The following is a 19,320-nucleotide window of genomic DNA, read 5'->3' as shown; positions in this document are numbered from 1 at the left end:
ACCCTGAAGTATAGCCGCCGCAGGCGACGATCAATGCCCGCGCAGGTCGCGCGGGCGGAAGCCCATGGCCAGCATCGCCAACAGATAGGTCAGGCCACCGCCCCCCACCAGCAGGATCAGGCCGCCGATCCGGTGCCATTTGTCCATCCCGGTGAAGGCCGGCATCCAGTACAGCAGGGCCAGCAGCACGCCGACCATGCACGCGCACGCCACCAGCAGCCGCACGAGGTAGCTGCCCCAGCCCGGCAGACGCTGGTAGACATCGGTCTTGCCCAGCCAGTACCACAGCAGGCCCAGGTTCAGGTAACTGGACAACGCACTGGCAATGCCCAGCGCCAGATGCAGGCCGGGCTGCTTGCCGATGGCCGTCATCACACCCTGCGCCTTCAGCGCGTCCGGCACCATCACCTGATACAGCACGGCCAGCAGGACGAAGTTGAACACCATGTTGGCCACCAGCGCGGCCACGCCGGCACGTACCGGGGTGCGGGTATCCTGGCGGGCATAGAAGGCCGGCAGGACCACCTTCAACAGGGCAAACGCGGGCAGGCCGAAGCTCAGGCCATACACCGACAGCGCGGTCATGCGGGTATCGAAGGCGGTGAACTGGCGGTACTGGAACAGCGTGGCGATCAGCGGTTCAGCCAGCAGCACCAGGCCCAGCATGGCCGGCACCGAGATCAGCAGGGTCATGCGCAGGCCCCAGTCGAGCGAGCGCGAGAAGCCCTCGCGGTCGGTGCTGACGTGGTGGCGGGCCAACGCCGGCAGGATCACCGTGCCCAGGGCCACGCCGAACACCCCCAGCGGCAACTCCAGGAAGCGGTCGGCCAGGGACAGCCAGGACTGCGAGCCATCCGTCAGCTTGGCGGCGATCAGGGTGTCCAGCAGCAGGTTGATCTGCGCCACCGAGGAACCGAACAGGGTCGGCACCATCAGGGTCAGCACCTTGCGCACACCCGGGTGGTTCCAGCCCCAGCGCGGCAGGGTCAGCAGATTGATGCCCTTGAGCGAGGGCAGCTGGAACAGCAGCTGCAGGATACCGGCCGCCAGCACGGCCCAGCCCAGCGCCAGGATCTGCTTTTCCGGGGTGCCGCCGAGTTGCGGCGCCAACCACAGCGCGCCGGCGATCATGCACAGGTTGAGGATGACCGGGGTCAGCGCCGGCATCGCGAAGCGCTGGAAGCTGTTCAGCGCCCCGCCGGCCAGCGCGGTGAGCGAGACGAACAACAGGAACGGGAAGGTCAGGCGGAACAGATCGACCAGCAGGGTCTGTTTGACCGGGTCGGTATCAGCGCCACTTGAGAACGCCACCGCCAGCTGGGGAGCGAAGATCAACGCCAGCGCGGTGACCACCAGCAGCGTCCCGCCCAAGGTGCCCGCCACGCGTGACATCAGTTCGCGCAGTTCGGTGTGGCTGCGGGTCTCCTTCACCTCGGTGAACACCGGCACGAAGGCGGTGGCGAAGGAGCCTTCGGCGAACAGGCGACGCAGGAAATTGGGTACCCTGAACGCCACCCAGAACGCATCGGTAACCGCATTGGTGCCGAACGTGGTGGTGATCACCTGGTCCCGGACAAGTCCGAGCACCCGCGAGACCATGGTCATGCTGCTGAACGACAGCAGGCCCCGCAACATCTTCGGTGAACTCACTCAACGTCCCTCTTGACAATCGACTTGACGTACATTTCCCGCGCCATCATACTAGCCAGCTTGCTGTTCCCATAACACCGATTTTTTCAGGAAACCACCACCGTGGCCAATATCAAGTCCGCCAAGAAGCGCGCCAAGCAGACCGTCGTGCGCAACGCGCGCAACGTGGCTCAGCGCTCGATGCTGCGCACCGCTGTCAAGAAAGTGATCAAGGCGCTGGACGCCAACGATGCCGCCGGCGCCGAAGCCGCCTTCGCCGTTGCCCAGCCGATCCTGGATCGCTTCAGCGCGCGTGGCCTGATCCACAAGAACAAGGCTGCTCGCCACAAGAGCCGCCTGAACGACCGCATCAAGGCCCTCAAGGCCGCCTGATCCGGTTGCCGCCGGGGCTGCCGTCCCGGCGACACGCAAAAGCCCGGCTCCGGCCGGGTTTTTTGTTGCCTGCACTCCGCCGCCTCCCCGTTTTCCGTAGAGCCGAGCCCATGCTCGGCTGCTGCCTGCATCGCAACCAACAAAAAACCCGGCCGAAGCCGGGCTTTTCTGGCGGGAGCCACAACGCCCTTACTGCGCGTTGCGGGCCTCCAGCTCCTCTTCCTTCTGCCGATCGAAGAAGGCCATGATCCGGCTCATGATCGGGAAGGTACCTTCGCGCCCCAGGGCGGAAACCAGGAACCAGGGCTCCTTCCAGCCCAGCTCGGCCACGATCTGCTCGGCCGCCGCCTTGGCCTCGTCCTCGAACATCAGGTCAGCCTTGTTCAGCACCAGCCAGCGCGGCTTTTCCAGCAGTTCCGGATCGTGCTTTTCCAGCTCGCGCTCGATCGCGCGCACCTGCTCGACCGGGGAGATGCCTTCCACGCCACCCTCCATCGGCGAGATGTCCACCAGGTGCAGCAGCAGGCGGGTGCGCTGCAGGTGGCGCAGGAACTGCGCGCCCAGACCGGCACCGTCGGCCGCACCCTCGATCAGGCCCGGAATGTCGGCAATCACGAAGCTGCGGTAGTTCTCGACCTTCACCACGCCCAGATTCGGGTACAGCGTGGTGAACGGGTAGTCGGCCACCTTCGGCGTCGCCGCCGAGACAGCGCGGATCAGGGTGCTCTTGCCGGCATTGGGGAAGCCCAGCAGGCCGACGTCGGCCAGCAGCTTCAGTTCCAGCTTCAGCGTGCGCTCTTCGCCCGGCTCGCCCGGCAGCGCCTGGCGCGGCGAACGGTTGGTCGAGCTCTTGAAGTGCATGTTGCCCAGGCCGCCCCTGCCGCCCTTGGCCACCAGCAGGCGGTCGTTGTGCTGGGTCAGGTCGCCGATGATTTCATCGGTGGCGACGTTGATGACCACGGTGCCGACCGGCACGGTGATGGTCAGATCTTCGCCGCCCTTGCCATAGGCCTGCCGGCCCATGCCGTTCTCGCCGCGCTGCGCCCTGAAGATGCGGTCATGGCGGAAGTCGACCAGGGTGTTCAGGTTTTCGTCGGCGCGGATGTACACGCTGCCGCCCGCACCGCCGTCGCCGCCGTCCGGGCCGCCGAGCGGAATGAACTTCTCGCGACGGAAGCCAATGCAGCCGTTGCCGCCGTTGCCGGCGAACACTTCGATTTCTGCTTCGTCTACCAGTTTCATTGTTTCGATGCCTGCGATGGGCGCGGCCAACCTGCCGTCGCCTTGAATGTAATGCCAGCCGATGGCGGGCAACCCGGCGCAGCCGGTCTTGCTTTTACTCTAACGAAAAGCCCCGCCGAAGCGGGGCTCTTCATGCAGCATTCCCATGCCGGGGCACGGGTGCCGGCGGATGCCTGGATCAGGCTTCGGCCGAGACGATGCTGACGGTGCGACGCTTCTTCGGACCCTTGACCGAGAACTCCACCTTGCCGTCCACGAGGGCGAACAGGGTGTGGTCACGGCCCAGGCCGACGCCGGAACCCGGGTGGAACTGGGTGCCGCGCTGACGCACGATGATGTTGCCTGCTTCGATGGCCTGGCCGCCGAAGATCTTGACGCCGAGGTACTTCGGGTTGGAGTCGCGACCGTTGCGCGAGGAGCCTACGCCCTTTTTATGTGCCATGACTGCTTCTCCTGATGCTTAGCCGGCGATGCCGGTGATCTCGATTTCGGTGTAGTACTGACGGTGACCCTGGCGCTTCATGTGGTGCTTGCGGCGACGGAACTTGATGATCCGGACCTTGTCAGCACGACCCTGGGACAGAACCTTGGCGGTGACGGCGGCGCCCTTCAGCGCATCGCCCAGCTTCACGCCATCGCTGTCGCCCAGCATCAGGATGTTGTCGAACTTGATCTCGCTGCCGACTTCGACTTCGAGCTTTTCAACGCGGAGCTTTTCGCCCTGCGCCACGCGGTATTGCTTACCGCCGGTGACCAGTACTGCGTACATGACCAGGCCTTCCTCTGTAGTTATTGTGGTCTGAGCTGCCGCCATCGAGGGCGGACAGGAGCGGAATTGTACGCAGATCAACGGCCGCGGGTCAAGTCAACCCCTGAACGGCCTGGGAGGCCCGGCCGGAACGGGGTCAGATCCCTTTTCACGTTGTGAAAAGGGATCTGACCCCCACCTGTCGGCCTGTCTCAGAAGGTGAGACACCGGGCTGGCATTGTCGCCCATTGCCCCCATCTGGTCACCTCGGTAGGCTGACCGATTGCCGTTCCCTGCTGGCCCGGCACCCAGCCAACGCCCCCACAACCGGATTCCCCATGGCGATGGATTTCATCCGCATCCGCGGCGCGCGGACGCACAACCTGAAGAACCTCGACCTCGACCTGCCCCGCGACAAGCTGATCGTGATCACCGGCCTGTCCGGCTCGGGCAAGTCGTCGCTGGCTTTCGACACGATCTACGCCGAAGGCCAGCGTCGCTACGTCGAGTCGCTGTCGGCCTACGCCCGGCAGTTCCTGAGCGTGATGGAGAAGCCGGACCTGGACCACATCGAGGGCCTGTCTCCGGCGATCTCGATCGAGCAGAAGTCGACGTCGCACAACCCCCGCTCGACGGTCGGCACGATCACCGAGATCTACGACTACCTGCGCCTGCTGTACGCCCGCGTCGGCACGCCGCGCTGCCCCGACCACGGCTATCCGCTGGAAGCGCAGACGGTCAGCCAGATGGTCGACCAGGTGCTGACGCTGGACCCGGAACAGCGCTACATGCTGCTGGCCCCGGTGATCCGCGATCGCAAGGGCGAACACGCGCAGGTATTCGACCAGCTGCGCGCACAGGGCTTCGTGCGCGTGCGCGTGGATGGCGAGCTGCATGAGATCGACGCGGTGCCGCCGCTGGCGCTGCGCCAGAAGCACACCATCGAGGCGGTGATCGACCGCTTCCGCCCGCGCGAGGACATCAAGCAGCGCCTGGCCGAGAGCTTCGAGACCGCGCTGAAACTCGGCGACGGCATGGCCTCGGTGCAGAGCCTGGACAACACCGCCAGCGCGCCGACCCTGTTCTCCTCCAAATACTCCTGCCCGGTCTGCGATTACTCGCTGCCGGAGCTGGAACCGCGCCTGTTCTCGTTCAACGCGCCGATGGGCGCCTGCCCCGGTTGCGATGGCCTGGGAATGGCCGAATTCTTCGATCCCTCGCGCGTGGTCGTGCATCCCGAGCTGTCCCTGGCCGCCGGCGCAGTACGTGGCTGGGACCGTCGCAATGCGTACTATTTCCAGCTGATCGCCTCGCTGGCACGTCACTACAAGTTCGACGTCGATGCCGCCTGGAACTCGCTGCCGGCCAAGGTGCAGCAGGCCGTGCTGTATGGCAGCGGCGAGGACGCAATCACGTTCACCTACTTCACCGAAGCCGGCGGCCGCACCCAGCGCAAGCACCGCTTCGAGGGCATCATTCCCAACCTGGAACGCCGCTACAAGGAAACCGAGTCGGCGGCCGTGCAGGAGGAGCTCGGCAAGTACATCAGCGAGCGCGCCTGCCCCGAGTGCAACGGTGCCCGCCTGAACAAGGCTGCGCGCAACGTGTTCGTGGCCGACCGGCCGCTGCCGGACCTGGTGGTGCTGCCGATCGACGAAGCCCTGAAGTTCTTCAGCGAACTGAGCCTGCCGGGCTGGCGTGGCGAGATCGCCTCGAAGATCGTCAAGGAGATCGGCGAACGCCTGGGCTTCCTGGTCGACGTGGGCCTGGACTACCTCACTCTGGAGCGCAAGGCCGATACCCTCTCCGGTGGCGAGGCACAGCGCATCCGCCTGGCCAGCCAGATCGGTGCCGGCCTGGTCGGCGTGATGTACGTGCTCGACGAGCCGTCGATCGGCCTGCACCAGCGCGACAACGAACGCCTGCTGGGCACCCTCACCCGCCTGCGCGACCTCGGCAACACGGTGATCGTGGTCGAGCATGACGAAGATGCGATCCGCCTGGCCGACTACGTGCTGGACATCGGCCCGGGCGCGGGCGTGCACGGTGGCGAGATCGTCGGCCAGGGCACCCTGCAGGACATCCTGGATGCACCCCGTTCGCTGACGGGCCAGTACCTGTCCGGCAAGCGCTCGATCGAGATCCCGGCGCGGCGGCACCGGCCGAACCCGAAGATGACCCTGCATCTGCGCGGCGCCAGCGGCAACAACCTGAAGGGCGTGGACCTGTCGATTCCCTCGGGCCTGCTGACCTGCGTGACCGGCGTGTCCGGCTCGGGCAAGTCGACGCTGATCAATGACACCCTGTTCTCGCTGGCCGCCAACGAGATCAACGGCTCCTCGCACCCGGTCGCCCCGTACAAGGAGATCGATGGCCTGGACCTGTTCGACAAGGTCGTGGACATCGACCAGTCGCCGATCGGCCGCACCCCGCGCTCGAACCCGGCCACCTACACCGGCCTGTTCACCCCGCTGCGCGAGCTGTTCGCACAGGTGCCCGAAGCGCGTGCGCGTGGTTATTCACCGGGTCGTTTCAGCTTCAACGTGCGCGGCGGACGCTGCGAGGCGTGCCAGGGTGATGGCCTGATCAAGGTCGAGATGCACTTCCTGCCGGACGTGTATGTGCCCTGCGATGTCTGCCACGGCAAGCGCTACAACCGCGAAACGCTGGAGATCCTGTACAAGGGCTTCAACATCAACGACGTGCTGGAAATGACCGTCGAAGATGCGCTGAAGCTGTTCGAGCCCGTGCCGTCGATCGCGCGCAAGCTGGAAACGCTGGTGGATGTCGGCCTGAGCTACATCAAGCTGGGACAGAGCGCGACCACGCTGTCCGGTGGTGAAGCGCAGCGCGTGAAGCTGTCCAAGGAGCTGTCGCGCCGCGATACCGGCCGCACCCTGTACATCCTCGACGAACCGACCACCGGCCTGCACTTCCACGACATCGAAGCGCTGCTGGGCGTGCTGCACAAGCTGCGCGACGAAGGCAACACGGTGGTGGTGATCGAGCACAACCTCGATGTGATCAAGACCGCCGACTGGATCGTCGACCTGGGGCCGGAAGGCGGCCACCGGGGTGGCACCATCCTGGTCACCGGCACGCCGGAAGACGTGGCCGCCTGCCCGCAGTCGTACACCGGGCAGTTCCTGGCACGCATGCTGCCGTCCACCAGTGCGCGCCCGGAGCAGCCGGCCGCCGTGGCCAACAAGCCAGACGCCCGGCCGCCGCGCAAGGTGAAGCCGGAGAAGGTGACGAAGAAGGCCGTGGCCGCCAAGAGCACCGGCAAGGCCAGCAAGAGCACGACCAAGAAGAAGGACGCCTGATGAGCAGCGAACACAAGATCCTGGCCCGCATCCCGATCAGCGTGCGCTGGCGCGACATGGACAGCATGGGCCATGTGAACAACGCCAAGTACATCTCCTACCTGGAGGAAGCGCGCGTGCGCTGGATGCTGGGCGTGGAAGGCGTGTCGATGACCGACCGCATCGCGCCGGTGGTGGCCGCGACCAACGTCAACTACCGGCTGCCGATCGTGTGGCCCAACGACATCCTGGTCGAACTGTTCGTCGAGCGCCTGGGCAACAGCAGCGTCACCATCGGTCACCGCATCGTCGACCAGCAGGACGAGTCGAAGCTGTACTCCGATGGCAACGTGGTGGTGGTCTGGATGGATACCCAGACCGGCAAAAGCGCGCCGCTGCCGGACGCGATCCGCAGCGCATCGAGCTGATGCACTGCGGGTGGGTGCCGGCCCGGGTCGGCCCCACTCCGCCGGGTATGGCCCGGCGCTACCGACGCCGGTCCGACCCTGATGCCCGGCGGAACGGGCGCTGCATCATGGAGCGGCCTTGCGTACCGTCAGCGTTGCGCTGGCGGTGCCACCGCCCTCCAGCTGCAACTGCAGCGGCACGACCTGCCCTTCCTTCAAAGCTCCCTCGCCTTCCATCAGCATCAGGTGCAGGCCACCGGGCTTGAGCTCGGTGCGCGCCCCGGCTGCAATCGGCAGCCGTTCGACTTCGCGCATCCGGCTGACACCGTCGACCACGGTGGTCTCGTGCAGTGACACGTCGCCGAAGGCCCTGCTGCCCGCGCCCACCACCGTTACCGGCGCTGCGCAGCGGTTCACGATCGTCCCGTAACCCGCCGTCATCGGCATGGCCGGGTTCGGCGGCAGGCGCACCCAGCCCTGCTCCACCGTCACACAGCGCGATTCCGCCGCCGCTGCTGCGGACGCACACAGAAGCAACAGTACGCCAACGAATGGTTTGGTTATCATCGCCCACGTTCCTTCTTCGCAACGAGACCGCAGCATGACGACGCTCATCGAGGTGATCAACCATGGTCCCATCCGCGAACTGCGCCTGGCGCGGCCGCCGGTCAATGCGCTGGACACCGACCTGTGCCGGCAGCTGATCCACGCCGTCGAGCAGGCCATGGCCGACGATGCGCACGGCATCGTGCTGTCCGGCAGCGAGCGCGTGTTCACCGGCGGCATGGACGTGCCACACCTGCTCTCCCACGGCGATGACAAGCACAAGCTGCTGGATACCTGGAATGCCTTCTTCGGCGCGGTACGTACGCTGGCCGAGAGCCGCATCCCGGTGGTCGCCGCGATCACCGGCCACGCCCCTGCCGGCGGTTGCGTGCTCGCCCTGTGCTGCGATTACCGGGTGATGGCGCGCAGCGCCGACCCGGCACGCCCGTATGCCATCGGACTGAACGAGGTGCAGGTCGGCCTGATCGCACCGGAAGGCATCCAGCGCCTGCTGCGCCGTACCGTCGGCGTGCACCGCGCGGGGGTGCTGCTCACCACCGGCGCCCTGGTGCCGGCCGAGCAGGCGCTGCAGATCGGCCTGGTCGACGAACTGGCCGAGGGCGATCTGGTGGTCGCCCGCGCCGTGGCCTGGCTGCAGAACCTGCTCAGGCAGCCGCGGCAGCCGATGCTGCTGACCCGCGCCGTGGCCCGCAATGACCTGCACGAAGCGCTGCACCCGGACCTGATCCAGCTGGACCGGTTCGTAGAGGCCTGGTTCGCCCCGGACGCACAGAATGCCCTGCAGGCGCTGGTGGCGCGGCTGGGCAAGTAACGGTCTCCGCGCTCTGGGGTCAGCCCCCTTCTGCAATGCGAAAGGGATCCGACCCCGGACCGGTATAATCAAGGCCTCTTCATTGTTGTGGCCGCCCCCTTGAACGACACGCCCGAACCCGTCGTCTCCGAGCTGATCGACCTGCTCACCCTGGAGCGGCTGGAGGACAACCTGTTCCGCGGACAGAGCCGCGACATCGGCACCAAGTACGTGTTCGGCGGGCAGGTGCTGGGCCAGGCGCTGGCCGCCGCCCAGGCCACGGTCGACAACGGGCGCCATGTGCATTCGCTGCACGCGTATTTCCTGCGGGCCGGCAACATCGACCATCCGATCGTCTACGACGTGGACCGCACCCGCGATGGCGGCAGCTTCTCCGTGCGCCGGGTGACCGCGATCCAGCATGGCAAGGTGATCTTCTTCTGTGCTGCCTCGTTCCAGCAGGCGGAGACCGGTGCCGAGCATCAGCACAAGATGCCCGAAGTGCCGCAACCGGAAGACATCGAGCCGAACCGCCCGTTGCCGGCCGAAGTGCTGGAGCGGCTGCCGATCAAAGTGCAGCGCTGGCTCTCGCGCGGTGGCCCGTTCGAGTTCCGCCACGTCTATCCCCGCGACGAACTGAATCCGCCCAAGCGCCCGCCCTATCACCAGGTCTGGATGCGGTTGAGCGAACCGGTCGGCGATGCCCCCGAGCTGCACCAGGCGCTGCTGGCCTACGCGTCCGACTTCCATCTGCTGGGCACGGCGACCTTCCCGCACGGTATCAGCTACTACCATCCGCACGTGCAGATGGCCTCGCTCGACCACGCGATCTGGTTCCACCGCCCGTTCCGCGCCGACGACTGGCTGCTCTATTCGCTGGACAGCCCCAGTGCGCAGGATTCGCGCGGCCTCGCCCGCGGCCAGTTCTTCACCCGCAATGGCGTGCTGGTGGCCAGCACGGCACAGGAGGGCCTGATCCGCGTGGTTCCCGACCAGACTGCAGCGGCCGCCGTGCCGGCCAAGGACTGATCCGATGCGTCAGATCTTCAGCAGCCAGCGTGTGGAAACCGTCGAGGGCGTGGCCGAGCTCCTGCGCAGCCATGGCATCGAAGTGAAGGTGACCAATGGTCGCTCGTACAAGACCCGGCGGCGCGGCCAGTTCAGCTATACCGACCTGGGCAATACGCAGGGCTATCCAGCGGTCTGGATCGTGCGCGCCGACGACCAGCCGCGTGCGCGCGACATCCTGCGCGATGCACGCCTGCTCGATACCACCCGCCGCGACCATCCCACGGCCGAGTTCGCGTTCCGCGACACGCCGGATGCCGGCAGCGGCGGGCGCAGCTGGGCCTGGCGGATCCGCATCGCGCTGCTGGTGGTGATCGCTGGCGTGGCGCTGGTGATCGGCCTGCGCCACCGCGGTGGCCCGGCCCCCGCAGCACCCGCCCCCGCCCCACAGACGCAACCGCAGCAGCCCGCGCCGGAACAGGAAGAAGTGCGGGTCCGCATCCAGCCCTCGAAATGACGCGCCGGTAGCGGGGGGGGCCGGCCCCCCCCCGCCCCCGCGCCCCCCAAACCCCCCCCCCGCGGCCCCCCCCCCACCCCCCCCCCCCCCCCCCCCCCGCTACCGGCAGGCGGGCCGGTCACATCGGGCGCGCAGCTCCGTCTTGGGACACAATCCAGCAGGAGCTGCCGCCATGACGACTTTCGCTGCAACGATCGACGAGACGCTTGAACGCGAGCTGCCGGCGGCCAGCAGTGGCTGCCAGCACGCCTATGGGCGCATCGTGCTCGCCTGCCAGAACACCGTGACCGCCATCGCCCTGGCCATCACCGGCGATCGCCAGGCCAGCGAGGACATCGCGCAGGAAGCGTTCGTGAAGGGCTGGCAGCAGCTGCACCAGCTGCGCAGTTCCACCAGCTTCCTGCCCTGGCTGCGGCAGATCACCCGCAACCTCGCGCGCGACTGGCTGCGTGCACAACGCGGCAGGCCCCTGAGCGGCGAGGCCGCCGAAGTTGCGCTGGGCATGGCGGCCGACCCCTCGCCGACTGCCGCCGACCGCCTGCAGCGACTGGAAGAGGAGGTTGCCGCCGAGGACATCATCTCGGCGCTGCCCACCGACAGCCGCGAAGTCCTGCTGCTTTACTACCGGGAAGGTCAGCGCTCGCAGCAGGTGGCGGACCTGCTGGGCCTGAGTGATGCGGCGGTGCGCAAGCGCCTGTCGCGGGCCCGCGCGCAGGTCCGCGAGGGACTGTTGCAGCGCTTCGGCGAATTCGCGCGCAGCAGCGCACCCAGCGCCGCCTTCGCAACCACCGTGGTCTCGATGGTGCTGATTGCTGCGCCCGGCACGGCCAGTGCCGCGATCCTGCTCGGCACCGGTGTGGGCATTGGCGGCAGCAAGCTGGGGCTGGGCGGCGCCAGCGCAGCCGGTGGTACCGCGATGGGATCGCTGACAGCGGCGCTGGGGCACCTGCATCTGGTCCCGGCCCACAACTGGGCAGCGATCGCCGGTGCCGTGCTGGGCGGCGTGCTGGGCAGCTACCTGGGCGGTCGCTTCCTGCTGTCCTACGCCGAAACGGAACCGGAGCGGGCCCAGGTCCGGCGCTTCGTCCATCTCAACACCTGGACCGTGATGGCCTGCTGCCTGTCCATACTGCTGGTCGTGCTGCTGCAGACGCCGGTATGGGTACACCTGGTGGTCATGGCCATCGGCCTGGGCGCGGTCAACTATCAGTGCCTGGGACCGCTGCAGCGCCTGATGCGGCCCTTGATCGTGCGCGACGCAGCGCGGCGCGGGCGGAAGGGCATCAACTGGAAGTACGAAGCGATGTACGGCCGCAGCGCCATCATCGCGATGAACCTGCTGGTGATCGCCCTGGTGGCCTATACGCTGCTCGACAGCGGTCGCCTGTAACGGACGACGCCAGCAGTCTGCCGGCGTCGTCGTTGAACGTTGCGCCGCGATCAGCGCTGCGGCTTCGGTGCGGCGCCGTCACGCGGGCCCCCGTGGCGCGGGCCGTCATGCATCGGGCCCTTCGCCGCATCGAATTCGGCCTTGCTCAACTGGCCGTCCTTGTTGGTGTCGGCAGCGGCGAACCAGGCGTCGCGATGCTGCTTCATGCGCAGCTCGCGATCAGCCTTGTCCAGATAGCCGTCCTTGTTGAGATCGAGCTGATCGAAACGTGCCGCCAGGCGCGGATCGGCCTTGGCCTCTTCGCGGCTGATGCGGCCGTCCTTGTCGGTGTCCAGCCTGGCCCAGCGCTCGCCGCCATGGCCGCCACGACGACCATGCTGCCAGCGCGGCATTTCATCGCGCGACAGCCTGCCGTCCTTGTTGCGGTCCAGTTCGTCGAACTTGGCCGCCAGACGTGGGTTGGCCGCGGCCTCGCTGCGGTCGATGACACCGTCGCCGTTGGTGTCCAGCTTGGCCGGACGCTGTGCCGGTGCGGTCGGGGGAGTCGCCGCCAGCGCGACACCGGAGGCGGACGTGGCCAGCAGCAGGGCCAGCAGCAGGGGGGTACGGATCATGAGGTCACTCCTGGGGATGAGGTTGCGTCGGGGTGATCACTTCACCCTCGAATGACAACAACGCCCGGCCGCGACGGCGGTTGACGCAACCGCCAGTTCCGTTCATCCGGCGGACAGTCGCGTTCATTGCGACACGCTGGGGCTATGCTGTGGCCATGGCGATCCACGGCGACAGAGACGACGAACTGCGGCTGTTCCAGACCGGCGAGCACCCCTGCGGGTACTGGCCGGACCGGGTGGCGCGCGACCTGGTGATGGATCCCCACGACCGTCGCCTGGGCGGCCTGTATCCACTCGCACTCAGCTGGGGCTTCCGCCGCAGCGGCGACCTGGTCTATCGGCCCCACTGCGCGCAGTGCCATGCCTGCGTGGCGGTACGGATTCCGGTGACCCGGTTCGCGCCGGACCGCAGCCAGCGTCGCTGCGCCACCCGCAACGCCGACCTGGAGGTGCGGATCACCGCCGCCACTGCGCGCGAGGATCTGTTTGCCCTCTACCACCGCTATCTGGTGCACCGCCACGCCAACGGCGGCATGGACGATCATGGCCCGCACGAGTTCGAGCAGTTCCTGATCGGCAGCTGGTCGCACACCCGCTTCCTGGAGATGCGCCTGCCGGGCCACGATGGCCGGCCCAGCCAGCTGCTCGGAGTGGCCGTCACCGATGTCACCGAGCACGGCCTTTCGGCGGTCTATACCTTCTTCGATCCAGACCACGCAGCGCGGGGACTGGGCACGTTCGCCATCCTGCAGCAGATCGAATGGGCGCGTCGCGAAGGGCTGCCGCACGTCTATCTGGGCTACTGGATCCGTGAACACCAGAAAATGGACTACAAGCGCCGCTTCCGTCCGCTGGAGGCCTACGATGGCCGTCGCTGGCACGATTTCGACCGCGATCTGGACGGCCGCTGACAAACCGCTGACACCGGGCGGGGTGCACAATAGGCGGCATGAACACCCAACCCCTGATTCTTGCCCTGGCCCTGCTGTGTGGCGCTGCGGCCCCTGCTCTTGCCAGGACCCCTGCGATGACCGAAACACCGTCCGCATCGCTGCGCCTGGCCACCTACAACACGTCGCTGTACTCCGATGAGGCCGGCGGCCTGATCAGGGAGCTTGAAGGCGACAGCGCGCATGCGCGCAAGATTGCCGCCGTGCTGCAGCAGGTGCGCCCGGACCTGGTGCTGCTGAACGAATTCGATTTCGACGACGCCCATCGCGCCGCCGACCTGTTCCAGAAGCGCTACCTGGAAGTGGCGCAGCCGGGCGGCGGCGCGCCGCTGCACTTCGCCTACCGCTACCTGGCCCCGGTCAACACCGGCGTGCCCAGTGGCCTGGACCTGGACAACAACGGCGTGGTCGGCGGCGAAGGTCGCAGCCGTGGCAACGATGCCTGGGGCTACGGCCTGCACCCGGGCCAGTACGGCATGCTGGTGCTGTCGCGCTACCCGATCGATGAAGCCAGGGTACGCAGCTTCCAGCTGCTGAAGTGGAGCACGATGCCGGGCGCGATCCGTCCGGTCGATCCGCGCAGCGGGCAGAGCTTCTACAGCGACGCCGTGTGGTCGCAGCTGCGCCTGTCGTCGAAGTCGCACTGGGATGTACCGGTGCAGACCCCGGCCGGCGTGGTGCATGCGCTGGTCTCGCACCCGACGCCACCGGTGTTCGACGGCCCGGAAAAGCGCAACGCGGCGCGCAACCACGACGAACTGCGCCTGTGGCAGGAATATCTCACCGCGGGTGACAAGCCCTGGCTGTGCGACGACAAGGGCCAGTGCGGAGGTCTGGCACAGGACGCACGCTTCGTGATCCTCGGCGATCTCAACAACGACCCGGTCGACGGCGATGGCCGCCACGAGGCGATCGTCGAACTGATCGAGAACGCACGCGTACTGCGCTACCCCACCCCGCGCAGCGCGGGGGCTGAGGAAACCAGCCTCGCCTATGCCGCCAAGGGCATCGTGCGCAAGGGTGCGCCCTTCCACGCCACCGGCGACTTTGGTCCGAAGTCCGGCACCCTGCGACTGGATTACGTACTGCCTTCCACCGGGTTCGAGTACGTAGGCAGCGGCGTGTTCTGGCCAGCCAGCAACAGCCCTGAAGCGAAGATTGCCGACGGCAGCGACCACCACCTGGTGTGGGTGGATGTGAAGTGACCCCAGGCGCCAGGCGCGCTGCTCTGCCTTGCAGAGAGCCGCCGGGCGCGGCCCGGCGCTACCGGCTTACGGGCGCAGCTCGACGCCGATGGCGTCGGCGGCATCACGGGCGATCGAGCGCGCCTCGTCGATGGTGTCGGCGCGCGCCAGGGTGACGCCGACACGGCGCTGACCGTGCACGCTCGGCTTGCCGAACAGGCGCACGGCCGTATCCGGCACCTGCAGTGCGGCCGCGACGTTGTTGAAGTACGGCACGCCTTCGCCCTGCGCCAGCAATGCACAGGATGCCGACGGACCACTCTGGCGGATCACCGGAACCGGCAGGCCCAGGATGGCGCGTGCGTGCAGCGCGAACTCGCTCAGTTCCTGCGATACCAGCGTCACCAGGCCAGTGTCGTGCGGGCGCGGCGACACTTCGCTGAACCACACTTCATCGCCCTTCACGAACAGCTCCACGCCGAACAGGCCCCAGCCACCCAGGTCATCGGTGATCGCACGCGAGATCTCCTCCGCGCGCGCCAGCGCCTTGTCCGACATCGGCTGCGGCTGCCAGCTCTCGCGGTAATCGCCGTCCTTCTGCAGATGACCGATCGGCGCGCAGAACGAGGTACCTGCCGCGTGGCGCACGGTCAGCAGAGTGATCTCGTAGTCGAAATCGATGAATCCCTCGACGATGCAGCGGCCGGCGCCCGCGCGGCCGCCGGTCTGCGCATACTCCCAGGCCGGCGCGATGTCCGCTTCGCTGCGCAGCGTGCTCTGTCCCTTGCCCGAGGAGGACATGACCGGCTTGACCACACACGGCAGGCCGATGGCGGCCACGGCGGCGCGGTACTCCGCCTCGGTATCGACAAAGCGGTAGGGCGAGGTTGGCAGGCCCAGCGTCTCGGCGGCCAGGCGGCGGATGCCCTCACGGTCCATGGTCAGGCGTGCGGCACGCGCGGTGGGGATCACCCGCAGGCCCTGCTCCTGTTCCAGCTGTACCAGCGTCTCGGTGTGGATCGCCTCGATCTCCGGCACCACCAGGTGGGGCTGTTCCTGGGCGATCAGCGCGCGCAGCGCCATCGCGTCCAGCATGTCGATCACGTGCGAACGATGCGCGACCTGCATGGCGGGCGCATCGGCGTAGCGGTCGGCGGCGATCACCTCCACGCCCAGCCGCTGCAGCTCGATGGCCACTTCCTTGCCGAGTTCGCCCGAGCCCAGCAGCAGCACACGGGTGGCGGAGGGCGAGAGGGGGGTTCCGAGCTTGGCCATGGAGGGGTCCGGCAGTGATGTGAAGGCGGGTGGGCATTCTAGCCGGTCCAGCGGCGGTTCCCGACGAACGGTAGTCGCCATCTGATATCAATTTGATATCGTCGCCTCGAACCCTCAAGGACGTACTGCCATGAAAGAGAAGTCGCTGTCCTCCCTCAACGGCCTGGGCACTCTGGCGGGCGCATTGCTCGTCGCCGTCTTCGGCGGTGTGCTGTTCGTGCTGGGCATCGCCGCCAAGGCGTCGACCGGCTCCCCCAACCTGCTGATGATGCTGGTTGGCGCGCTGGTCGCGGTGGTGGCGCTGTTCGCGCTGGCGGGCCTGTACACCGTGCAGCCGAACCAGGCCGCGGTGGTGAGCCTGTTCGGCAAGTACGTCGGCACCGTGAAAGACAATGGCCTGCGCTGGAACAACCCCTTCTACAGCAAGCGCCACGTCAGCCAGCGCGTGCGCAATTTCGAAAGCGGCAAGCTGAAGGTCAACGAGCTCGATGGCAGCCCGATCGAGATCGCCGCAGTGATCGTCTGGCAGGTGGTCGATGCCTCCGAAGCGGTCTACAACGTGGACGACTACGAGAGCTTCGTGCACATCCAGTCCGAATCGGCGCTGCGCGCGATGGCCACCAGCTATCCCTACGACCAGCATGAAGAGGGCCAGCTGGCGCTGCGCAGCCACGCCAGCGAGATCTCCCAGCACCTGAAGAACGAGTTGGCCGAGCGCCTGGCCGACGCCGGCGTGCAGGTGATCGACGCACGCATCAGCCACCTGGCCTATGCTGCCGAAATCGCCCAGGCCATGCTGCAGCGCCAGCAGGCCAACGCGGTGATCGCGGCACGCACGCGCATCGTTGCCGGTGCGGTCGGCATGGTCGAGATGGCCCTGGGCGAACTGCAGAAGAACGGCGTGGTGCAGCTGGACGAGGAACGCAAGGCGCACATGGTCAGCAACCTGTTGACCGTGCTGTGTTCGGACCGGGGCACGCAGCCGATCGTCAACGCCGGTTCGCTGTACTGAATCACCCTCGCAACGGGGCGCCCCACCGCCCCGCCAGGAGCATCCATGAGCGAGAAGAAAGCCTATCCACTGCGCATCAACGCCGACGTCCTGGCCGCGGCGCAGCGCTGGGCCGACGACGAACTGCGCAGCCTCAACGCGCAGATCGAGTACCTGCTGCGCGACGCGCTGCGCAAGGCCGGCAGGCTGCCGCATCCCAAGCCACCTCAGGAGGAGAAGGAATGAGCAAGCGCTGGACGTACCAGACCCTGGAAGTGCCCTCGACGCTGATGGGCAGCATGAAGACCGAAGCCGTGCAGGAGGCGTTGAACAAGCAGGGCCAGCTTGGCTGGGAGCTGGTCAACATCGTGATCCCCGCGCCGATGAGCGCAGCGGTGCTGGTCTTCAAGAAGGAGCTCTGACCATGAAGACCCGCCGTTCGCTGTTCGCCCTTTCACTGGCGCTGCTGAGCGGTGGCGCATTCGCCGCCGAACCGCAGCAGGTTGCCGCCCGGTTGCTGGACCACCTGCAGGCCGGCCGCATCGCCGATGCGGAGGCGATGCTGACCCCGCAGATGGCCCGTGCCGTTCCCGCCGAGAAGCTCGACAGCGTGTGGCGGTCCCTGGGCGAACTGCAGCAGCGCGGCCAGGCCCGCAGCAGCGAGCAGCAGGGCCTGCACCTGGTGGAAGTTCCGCTGCAGTTCACCGGTGGCGCGGTGATCGCGCAGGTGGCCGTGGATGCACAGGACAAGGTCGCCGGCCTGCTGCTGCGCCCCGCCCCCGCGGCCAAGGCACCGCCGCCGCCGGCCGATGCGACCTACAGCGAAGTTGATTTCAGTGTGCCGCAGACACGCGGTGCGCTGCCCGGCACGCTGGCGCTGCCCAAGGGCAAAGGCCCGTTCCCGGCAGTGGTGCTGGTGCACGGCTCGGGCCCGCAGGACCGTGACGAAACCATCGGCGGCAACCGTCCCTTCCTCGATATCGCCCGTGGCCTCGCCGCGCACGGAATCGCGGTACTGCGCTACGACAAGCGCACTCTCGCCCGGCCCCAGGATTTCCAGAGCGGCACCTTCACTGTCGATGACGAATCCACCGACGATGCGGTGGCGGCACTGGAGGCCGTCGCCAGCGACCCGCGCATCGACGGCCGCCGCGTGTTCGTGCTCGGCCACAGCCAGGGCGGCATGCTTGCGCCACGCATCGCCAGCCGCTGGCCACAGGCGCGTGGCGCCATCCTGTGGGCCGCTCCCGCGCGCACGCTGCTGGACCTGCTGCCGGAACAGAACCGCTACCTGCTGAGCCTGGACGGCGACATCAGCGCGGCCGGTCAGGCGCTGCTGGACAAACTGGACAGCCAGATCGCCGCAGCACGTGGCAGCACGCCGGTACCCGCCAGCGAACTGCCACTCGGCGTTCCGCAGTCCTTCTGGAAGAGCATCGAAGCCGTAGATGCCCGCGCCGATGCACAGCGGCTGCGCGCACCGCTGCTGATGCTGCATGGCGGGCGCGATTTCCAGGTTCCCGATGCCGACTGGGCACTCTGGCAGAAGGCCCTCGCCCGGCGCGACGATGTGCAGTGGCGGACCTATCCGGCGCTGAACCACATCGGCATCGCTGGCAGCGGCCCGAGTTCGTTGAAGGAGTACACCCGGCCCGGCCATGTCGATGCGGGGTTGATCGATGACATCGCCCGATGGGTGGAGGCACAACGATGAGCCCCAATGAAGCCCGTCCGTTCGAGCTGGCTGGCAGTTCACCCCTGCGCGTGCTGTGGGTGCTGTTGCCGGTGCTGGCCGTGCTGGTCATCAGCGTGTACGTGCAGTTCAGCCGCACGCGTGCGCCTGCACCATGGATGGAAGTCACCGTGTCGCCGCCGTTCTTCCTGATGAACGGCAGCGCGGCATGGAGCATCGCCGTGCTGGTGCTGATCGGCGTGGGCCTGGGTACTTCGTTCTTCCGCCGCCGCGTGGAGCTGGTGGGTGGCGTGCTGGATGTGCGTTCGACGCTGTACCGACGGCGTACACCGGTGCGCGACATGCTGCTGGACCAGGCCGAGGTGGTGGACCTGGCGCAGGACCGCCGCTATGGCATCCGCTTCAAGACCAACGGCTACTCGATGCCCGGCTTCTATTCCGGGCATATGCGGCTGCAGGGCGGCGGCAAGGGCTTCGCCCTGGTCACCGACCGTCACCGCACGCTGGCGATTCCGGTGCGCGGCGGCAGCACCCTGCTGCTGAGCATGGAACGCCCACAGGCATTGCTTGACGCCCTGCGCAAGGTGGCCGCAGCCCCGCCACGGCAGTAAGCTGCGGAC

Annotated in this window: 21 protein-coding genes; 14 read left to right on the top strand and 7 right to left on the bottom strand. The window is 67.3% G+C overall.

Features of this window, described 5'->3' with window-relative positions; translation table 11 throughout:
• Positions 1-30: 30 nt before the first annotated feature.
• Positions 31-1,635 (bottom strand): murein biosynthesis integral membrane protein MurJ, encoded by a 1,605-nt coding sequence (gene murJ / locus ACVOME_RS02580; RefSeq protein ID WP_053516124.1) that lies wholly within the window; start codon positions 1,633-1,635, stop codon positions 31-33.
• Positions 1,636-1,752: 117 nt separating this feature from the next.
• Here murJ and rpsT point away from each other — a divergent pair, with 117 nt between their 5' ends.
• Positions 1,753-2,022, top strand: a complete 270-nt coding sequence (rpsT, locus tag ACVOME_RS02575) for a 30S ribosomal protein S20 (protein WP_005408560.1) — start codon at positions 1,753-1,755, stop codon at positions 2,020-2,022.
• 189 nt (positions 2,023-2,211) lie between these two features.
• On the opposite strand, the gene cgtA is transcribed toward rpsT, so the two are convergent.
• The 3 genes from cgtA to rplU form a co-directional block, all read right to left on the bottom strand.
• Positions 2,212-3,264, bottom strand: a complete 1,053-nt coding sequence (gene cgtA, locus ACVOME_RS02570) for an Obg family GTPase CgtA (RefSeq protein WP_065174613.1) — start codon at positions 3,262-3,264, stop codon at positions 2,212-2,214.
• Positions 3,265-3,442: 178 nt separating this feature from the next.
• On the bottom strand, positions 3,443-3,706 hold the full coding sequence (gene rpmA / locus ACVOME_RS02565) for a 50S ribosomal protein L27 (RefSeq protein ID WP_053516127.1): 264 nt from the start codon (positions 3,704-3,706) through the stop codon (positions 3,443-3,445).
• Between the two features lie 18 nt (positions 3,707-3,724).
• Positions 3,725-4,033 (bottom strand): 50S ribosomal protein L21, encoded by a 309-nt coding sequence (rplU, locus tag ACVOME_RS02560; protein WP_006424709.1) that lies wholly within the window; start codon positions 4,031-4,033, stop codon positions 3,725-3,727.
• 317 nt (positions 4,034-4,350) lie between these two features.
• On the opposite strand from rplU, the gene uvrA reads away from it, so the two are divergent.
• Entirely contained in the window at positions 4,351-7,335 is a 2,985-nt protein-coding gene (gene uvrA / locus ACVOME_RS02555; protein WP_346480749.1) for an excinuclease ABC subunit UvrA, read from the top strand.
• Positions 7,335-7,742, top strand: coding sequence for an acyl-CoA thioesterase (locus tag ACVOME_RS02550; protein ID WP_053516131.1), 408 nt, complete (start codon positions 7,335-7,337; stop codon positions 7,740-7,742). The genes uvrA and ACVOME_RS02550 overlap by 1 nt, the downstream gene beginning before the upstream one ends.
• Positions 7,743-7,847: 105 nt before the next feature.
• Here the strand turns inward: ACVOME_RS02550 and ACVOME_RS02545 are convergent, their stop codons facing one another.
• Complete coding sequence (locus tag ACVOME_RS02545; protein ID WP_053516133.1) at positions 7,848-8,288, bottom strand: copper chaperone PCu(A)C; 441 nt, start codon at positions 8,286-8,288, stop codon at positions 7,848-7,850.
• Between the two features lie 34 nt (positions 8,289-8,322).
• Here ACVOME_RS02545 and ACVOME_RS02540 point away from each other — a divergent pair, with 34 nt between their 5' ends.
• From ACVOME_RS02540 to ACVOME_RS02525, 4 genes are all read left to right on the top strand, one after another.
• The gene (locus ACVOME_RS02540) at positions 8,323-9,099 is read left to right on the top strand and encodes an enoyl-CoA hydratase/isomerase family protein (protein ID WP_053516135.1); all 777 of its coding nucleotides are present in this window, start codon (positions 8,323-8,325) and stop codon (positions 9,097-9,099) included.
• 87 nt (positions 9,100-9,186) lie between these two features.
• Positions 9,187-10,107 carry an acyl-CoA thioesterase II gene (tesB, locus tag ACVOME_RS02535; RefSeq protein ID WP_414487809.1) on the top strand — a complete coding sequence of 307 codons (921 nt, stop codon included), beginning with the start codon at positions 9,187-9,189 and terminating at the stop codon, positions 10,105-10,107.
• 4 nt (positions 10,108-10,111) lie between these two features.
• Entirely contained in the window at positions 10,112-10,603 is a 492-nt protein-coding gene (locus tag ACVOME_RS02530; RefSeq protein ID WP_053516139.1) for a pathogenicity-like protein, read from the top strand.
• A gap of 172 nt (positions 10,604-10,775) precedes the next feature.
• The gene (locus ACVOME_RS02525) at positions 10,776-11,993 is read left to right on the top strand and encodes an RNA polymerase sigma factor (protein ID WP_164151808.1); all 1,218 of its coding nucleotides are present in this window, start codon (positions 10,776-10,778) and stop codon (positions 11,991-11,993) included.
• A 50-nt stretch (positions 11,994-12,043) separates the two neighbouring features.
• On the opposite strand, the gene ACVOME_RS02520 is transcribed toward ACVOME_RS02525, so the two are convergent.
• Positions 12,044-12,607 carry an EF-hand domain-containing protein gene (locus ACVOME_RS02520; RefSeq protein WP_481504684.1) on the bottom strand — a complete coding sequence of 188 codons (564 nt, stop codon included), beginning with the start codon at positions 12,605-12,607 and terminating at the stop codon, positions 12,044-12,046.
• Between the two features lie 155 nt (positions 12,608-12,762).
• On the opposite strand from ACVOME_RS02520, the gene ACVOME_RS02515 reads away from it, so the two are divergent.
• Both ACVOME_RS02515 and ACVOME_RS02510 read left to right on the top strand, forming a co-directional pair.
• Positions 12,763-13,518 carry an arginyltransferase gene (locus tag ACVOME_RS02515; RefSeq protein ID WP_481504683.1) on the top strand — a complete coding sequence of 252 codons (756 nt, stop codon included), beginning with the start codon at positions 12,763-12,765 and terminating at the stop codon, positions 13,516-13,518.
• A gap of 38 nt (positions 13,519-13,556) precedes the next feature.
• Complete coding sequence (locus ACVOME_RS02510) at positions 13,557-14,762, top strand: endonuclease/exonuclease/phosphatase family protein (RefSeq protein WP_262100228.1); 1,206 nt, start codon at positions 13,557-13,559, stop codon at positions 14,760-14,762.
• Positions 14,763-14,828: 66 nt separating this feature from the next.
• On the opposite strand, the gene purT is transcribed toward ACVOME_RS02510, so the two are convergent.
• Positions 14,829-16,016, bottom strand: a complete 1,188-nt coding sequence (purT, locus tag ACVOME_RS02505) for a formate-dependent phosphoribosylglycinamide formyltransferase (protein ID WP_053516148.1) — start codon at positions 16,014-16,016, stop codon at positions 14,829-14,831.
• Positions 16,017-16,146: 130 nt separating this feature from the next.
• Between purT and ACVOME_RS02500 the strand changes: the two genes are divergently transcribed.
• The 5 genes from ACVOME_RS02500 to ACVOME_RS02480 are packed head-to-tail and all read left to right on the top strand — an operon-like array spanning position 16,147 to position 19,311.
• Positions 16,147-17,028, top strand: a complete 882-nt coding sequence (locus ACVOME_RS02500; protein WP_053516150.1) for an SPFH domain-containing protein — start codon at positions 16,147-16,149, stop codon at positions 17,026-17,028.
• Between the two features lie 45 nt (positions 17,029-17,073).
• Positions 17,074-17,253, top strand: coding sequence for a type II toxin-antitoxin system antitoxin (locus tag ACVOME_RS02495; protein WP_053516152.1), 180 nt, complete (start codon positions 17,074-17,076; stop codon positions 17,251-17,253).
• Positions 17,250-17,429: a DUF4177 domain-containing protein gene (locus ACVOME_RS02490; RefSeq protein ID WP_053516154.1), complete on the top strand. Its 180-nt coding sequence runs from the start codon at positions 17,250-17,252 to the stop codon at positions 17,427-17,429. Before ACVOME_RS02495 ends, ACVOME_RS02490 begins: the two co-directional genes overlap by 4 nt.
• Positions 17,430-17,431: 2 nt before the next feature.
• Complete coding sequence (locus ACVOME_RS02485; protein ID WP_065174601.1) at positions 17,432-18,721, top strand: alpha/beta hydrolase; 1,290 nt, start codon at positions 17,432-17,434, stop codon at positions 18,719-18,721.
• A complete protein-coding gene (locus ACVOME_RS02480) occupies positions 18,718-19,311 on the top strand; it encodes a PH domain-containing protein (protein WP_481504682.1) in 594 nt (197 codons plus the stop codon). Before ACVOME_RS02485 ends, ACVOME_RS02480 begins: the two co-directional genes overlap by 4 nt.
• The last annotated feature ends 9 nt before the right edge of the window (positions 19,312-19,320 follow it).

The sequence above is a fragment of the Stenotrophomonas sp. STEN008 genome, from assembly GCF_056760435.1.
Note: the sequence above shows the minus strand (reverse complement) of the source record. Positions and strands in the feature narration are given on the sequence as shown.

Coding starts and splice junctions, on each gene's coding strand:
- ACVOME_RS02510 (WP_262100228.1), top strand. CDS start 13,557: ATGAACACCCAACCCCTGATTCTTGCCCTGGCCCTGCTGTGTGGCGCT.
- ACVOME_RS02545 (WP_053516133.1), bottom strand. CDS start 8,288: ATGATAACCAAACCATTCGTTGGCGTACTGTTGCTTCTGTGTGCGTCC.
- murJ (WP_053516124.1), bottom strand. CDS start 1,635: ATGTTGCGGGGCCTGCTGTCGTTCAGCAGCATGACCATGGTCTCGCGG.
- ACVOME_RS02490 (WP_053516154.1), top strand. CDS start 17,250: ATGAGCAAGCGCTGGACGTACCAGACCCTGGAAGTGCCCTCGACGCTG.
- ACVOME_RS02495 (WP_053516152.1), top strand. CDS start 17,074: ATGAGCGAGAAGAAAGCCTATCCACTGCGCATCAACGCCGACGTCCTG.
- ACVOME_RS02520 (WP_481504684.1), bottom strand. CDS start 12,607: ATGATCCGTACCCCCCTGCTGCTGGCCCTGCTGCTGGCCACGTCCGCC.
- ACVOME_RS02500 (WP_053516150.1), top strand. CDS start 16,147: ATGAAAGAGAAGTCGCTGTCCTCCCTCAACGGCCTGGGCACTCTGGCG.
- ACVOME_RS02550 (WP_053516131.1), top strand. CDS start 7,335: ATGAGCAGCGAACACAAGATCCTGGCCCGCATCCCGATCAGCGTGCGC.
- purT (WP_053516148.1), bottom strand. CDS start 16,016: ATGGCCAAGCTCGGAACCCCCCTCTCGCCCTCCGCCACCCGTGTGCTG.
- ACVOME_RS02540 (WP_053516135.1), top strand. CDS start 8,323: ATGACGACGCTCATCGAGGTGATCAACCATGGTCCCATCCGCGAACTG.
- rpmA (WP_053516127.1), bottom strand. CDS start 3,706: ATGGCACATAAAAAGGGCGTAGGCTCCTCGCGCAACGGTCGCGACTCC.
- uvrA (WP_346480749.1), top strand. CDS start 4,351: ATGGCGATGGATTTCATCCGCATCCGCGGCGCGCGGACGCACAACCTG.
- ACVOME_RS02525 (WP_164151808.1), top strand. CDS start 10,776: ATGACGACTTTCGCTGCAACGATCGACGAGACGCTTGAACGCGAGCTG.
- ACVOME_RS02515 (WP_481504683.1), top strand. CDS start 12,763: ATGGCGATCCACGGCGACAGAGACGACGAACTGCGGCTGTTCCAGACC.
- cgtA (WP_065174613.1), bottom strand. CDS start 3,264: ATGAAACTGGTAGACGAAGCAGAAATCGAAGTGTTCGCCGGCAACGGC.
- rplU (WP_006424709.1), bottom strand. CDS start 4,033: ATGTACGCAGTACTGGTCACCGGCGGTAAGCAATACCGCGTGGCGCAG.
- ACVOME_RS02485 (WP_065174601.1), top strand. CDS start 17,432: ATGAAGACCCGCCGTTCGCTGTTCGCCCTTTCACTGGCGCTGCTGAGC.
- ACVOME_RS02480 (WP_481504682.1), top strand. CDS start 18,718: ATGAGCCCCAATGAAGCCCGTCCGTTCGAGCTGGCTGGCAGTTCACCC.
- ACVOME_RS02530 (WP_053516139.1), top strand. CDS start 10,112: ATGCGTCAGATCTTCAGCAGCCAGCGTGTGGAAACCGTCGAGGGCGTG.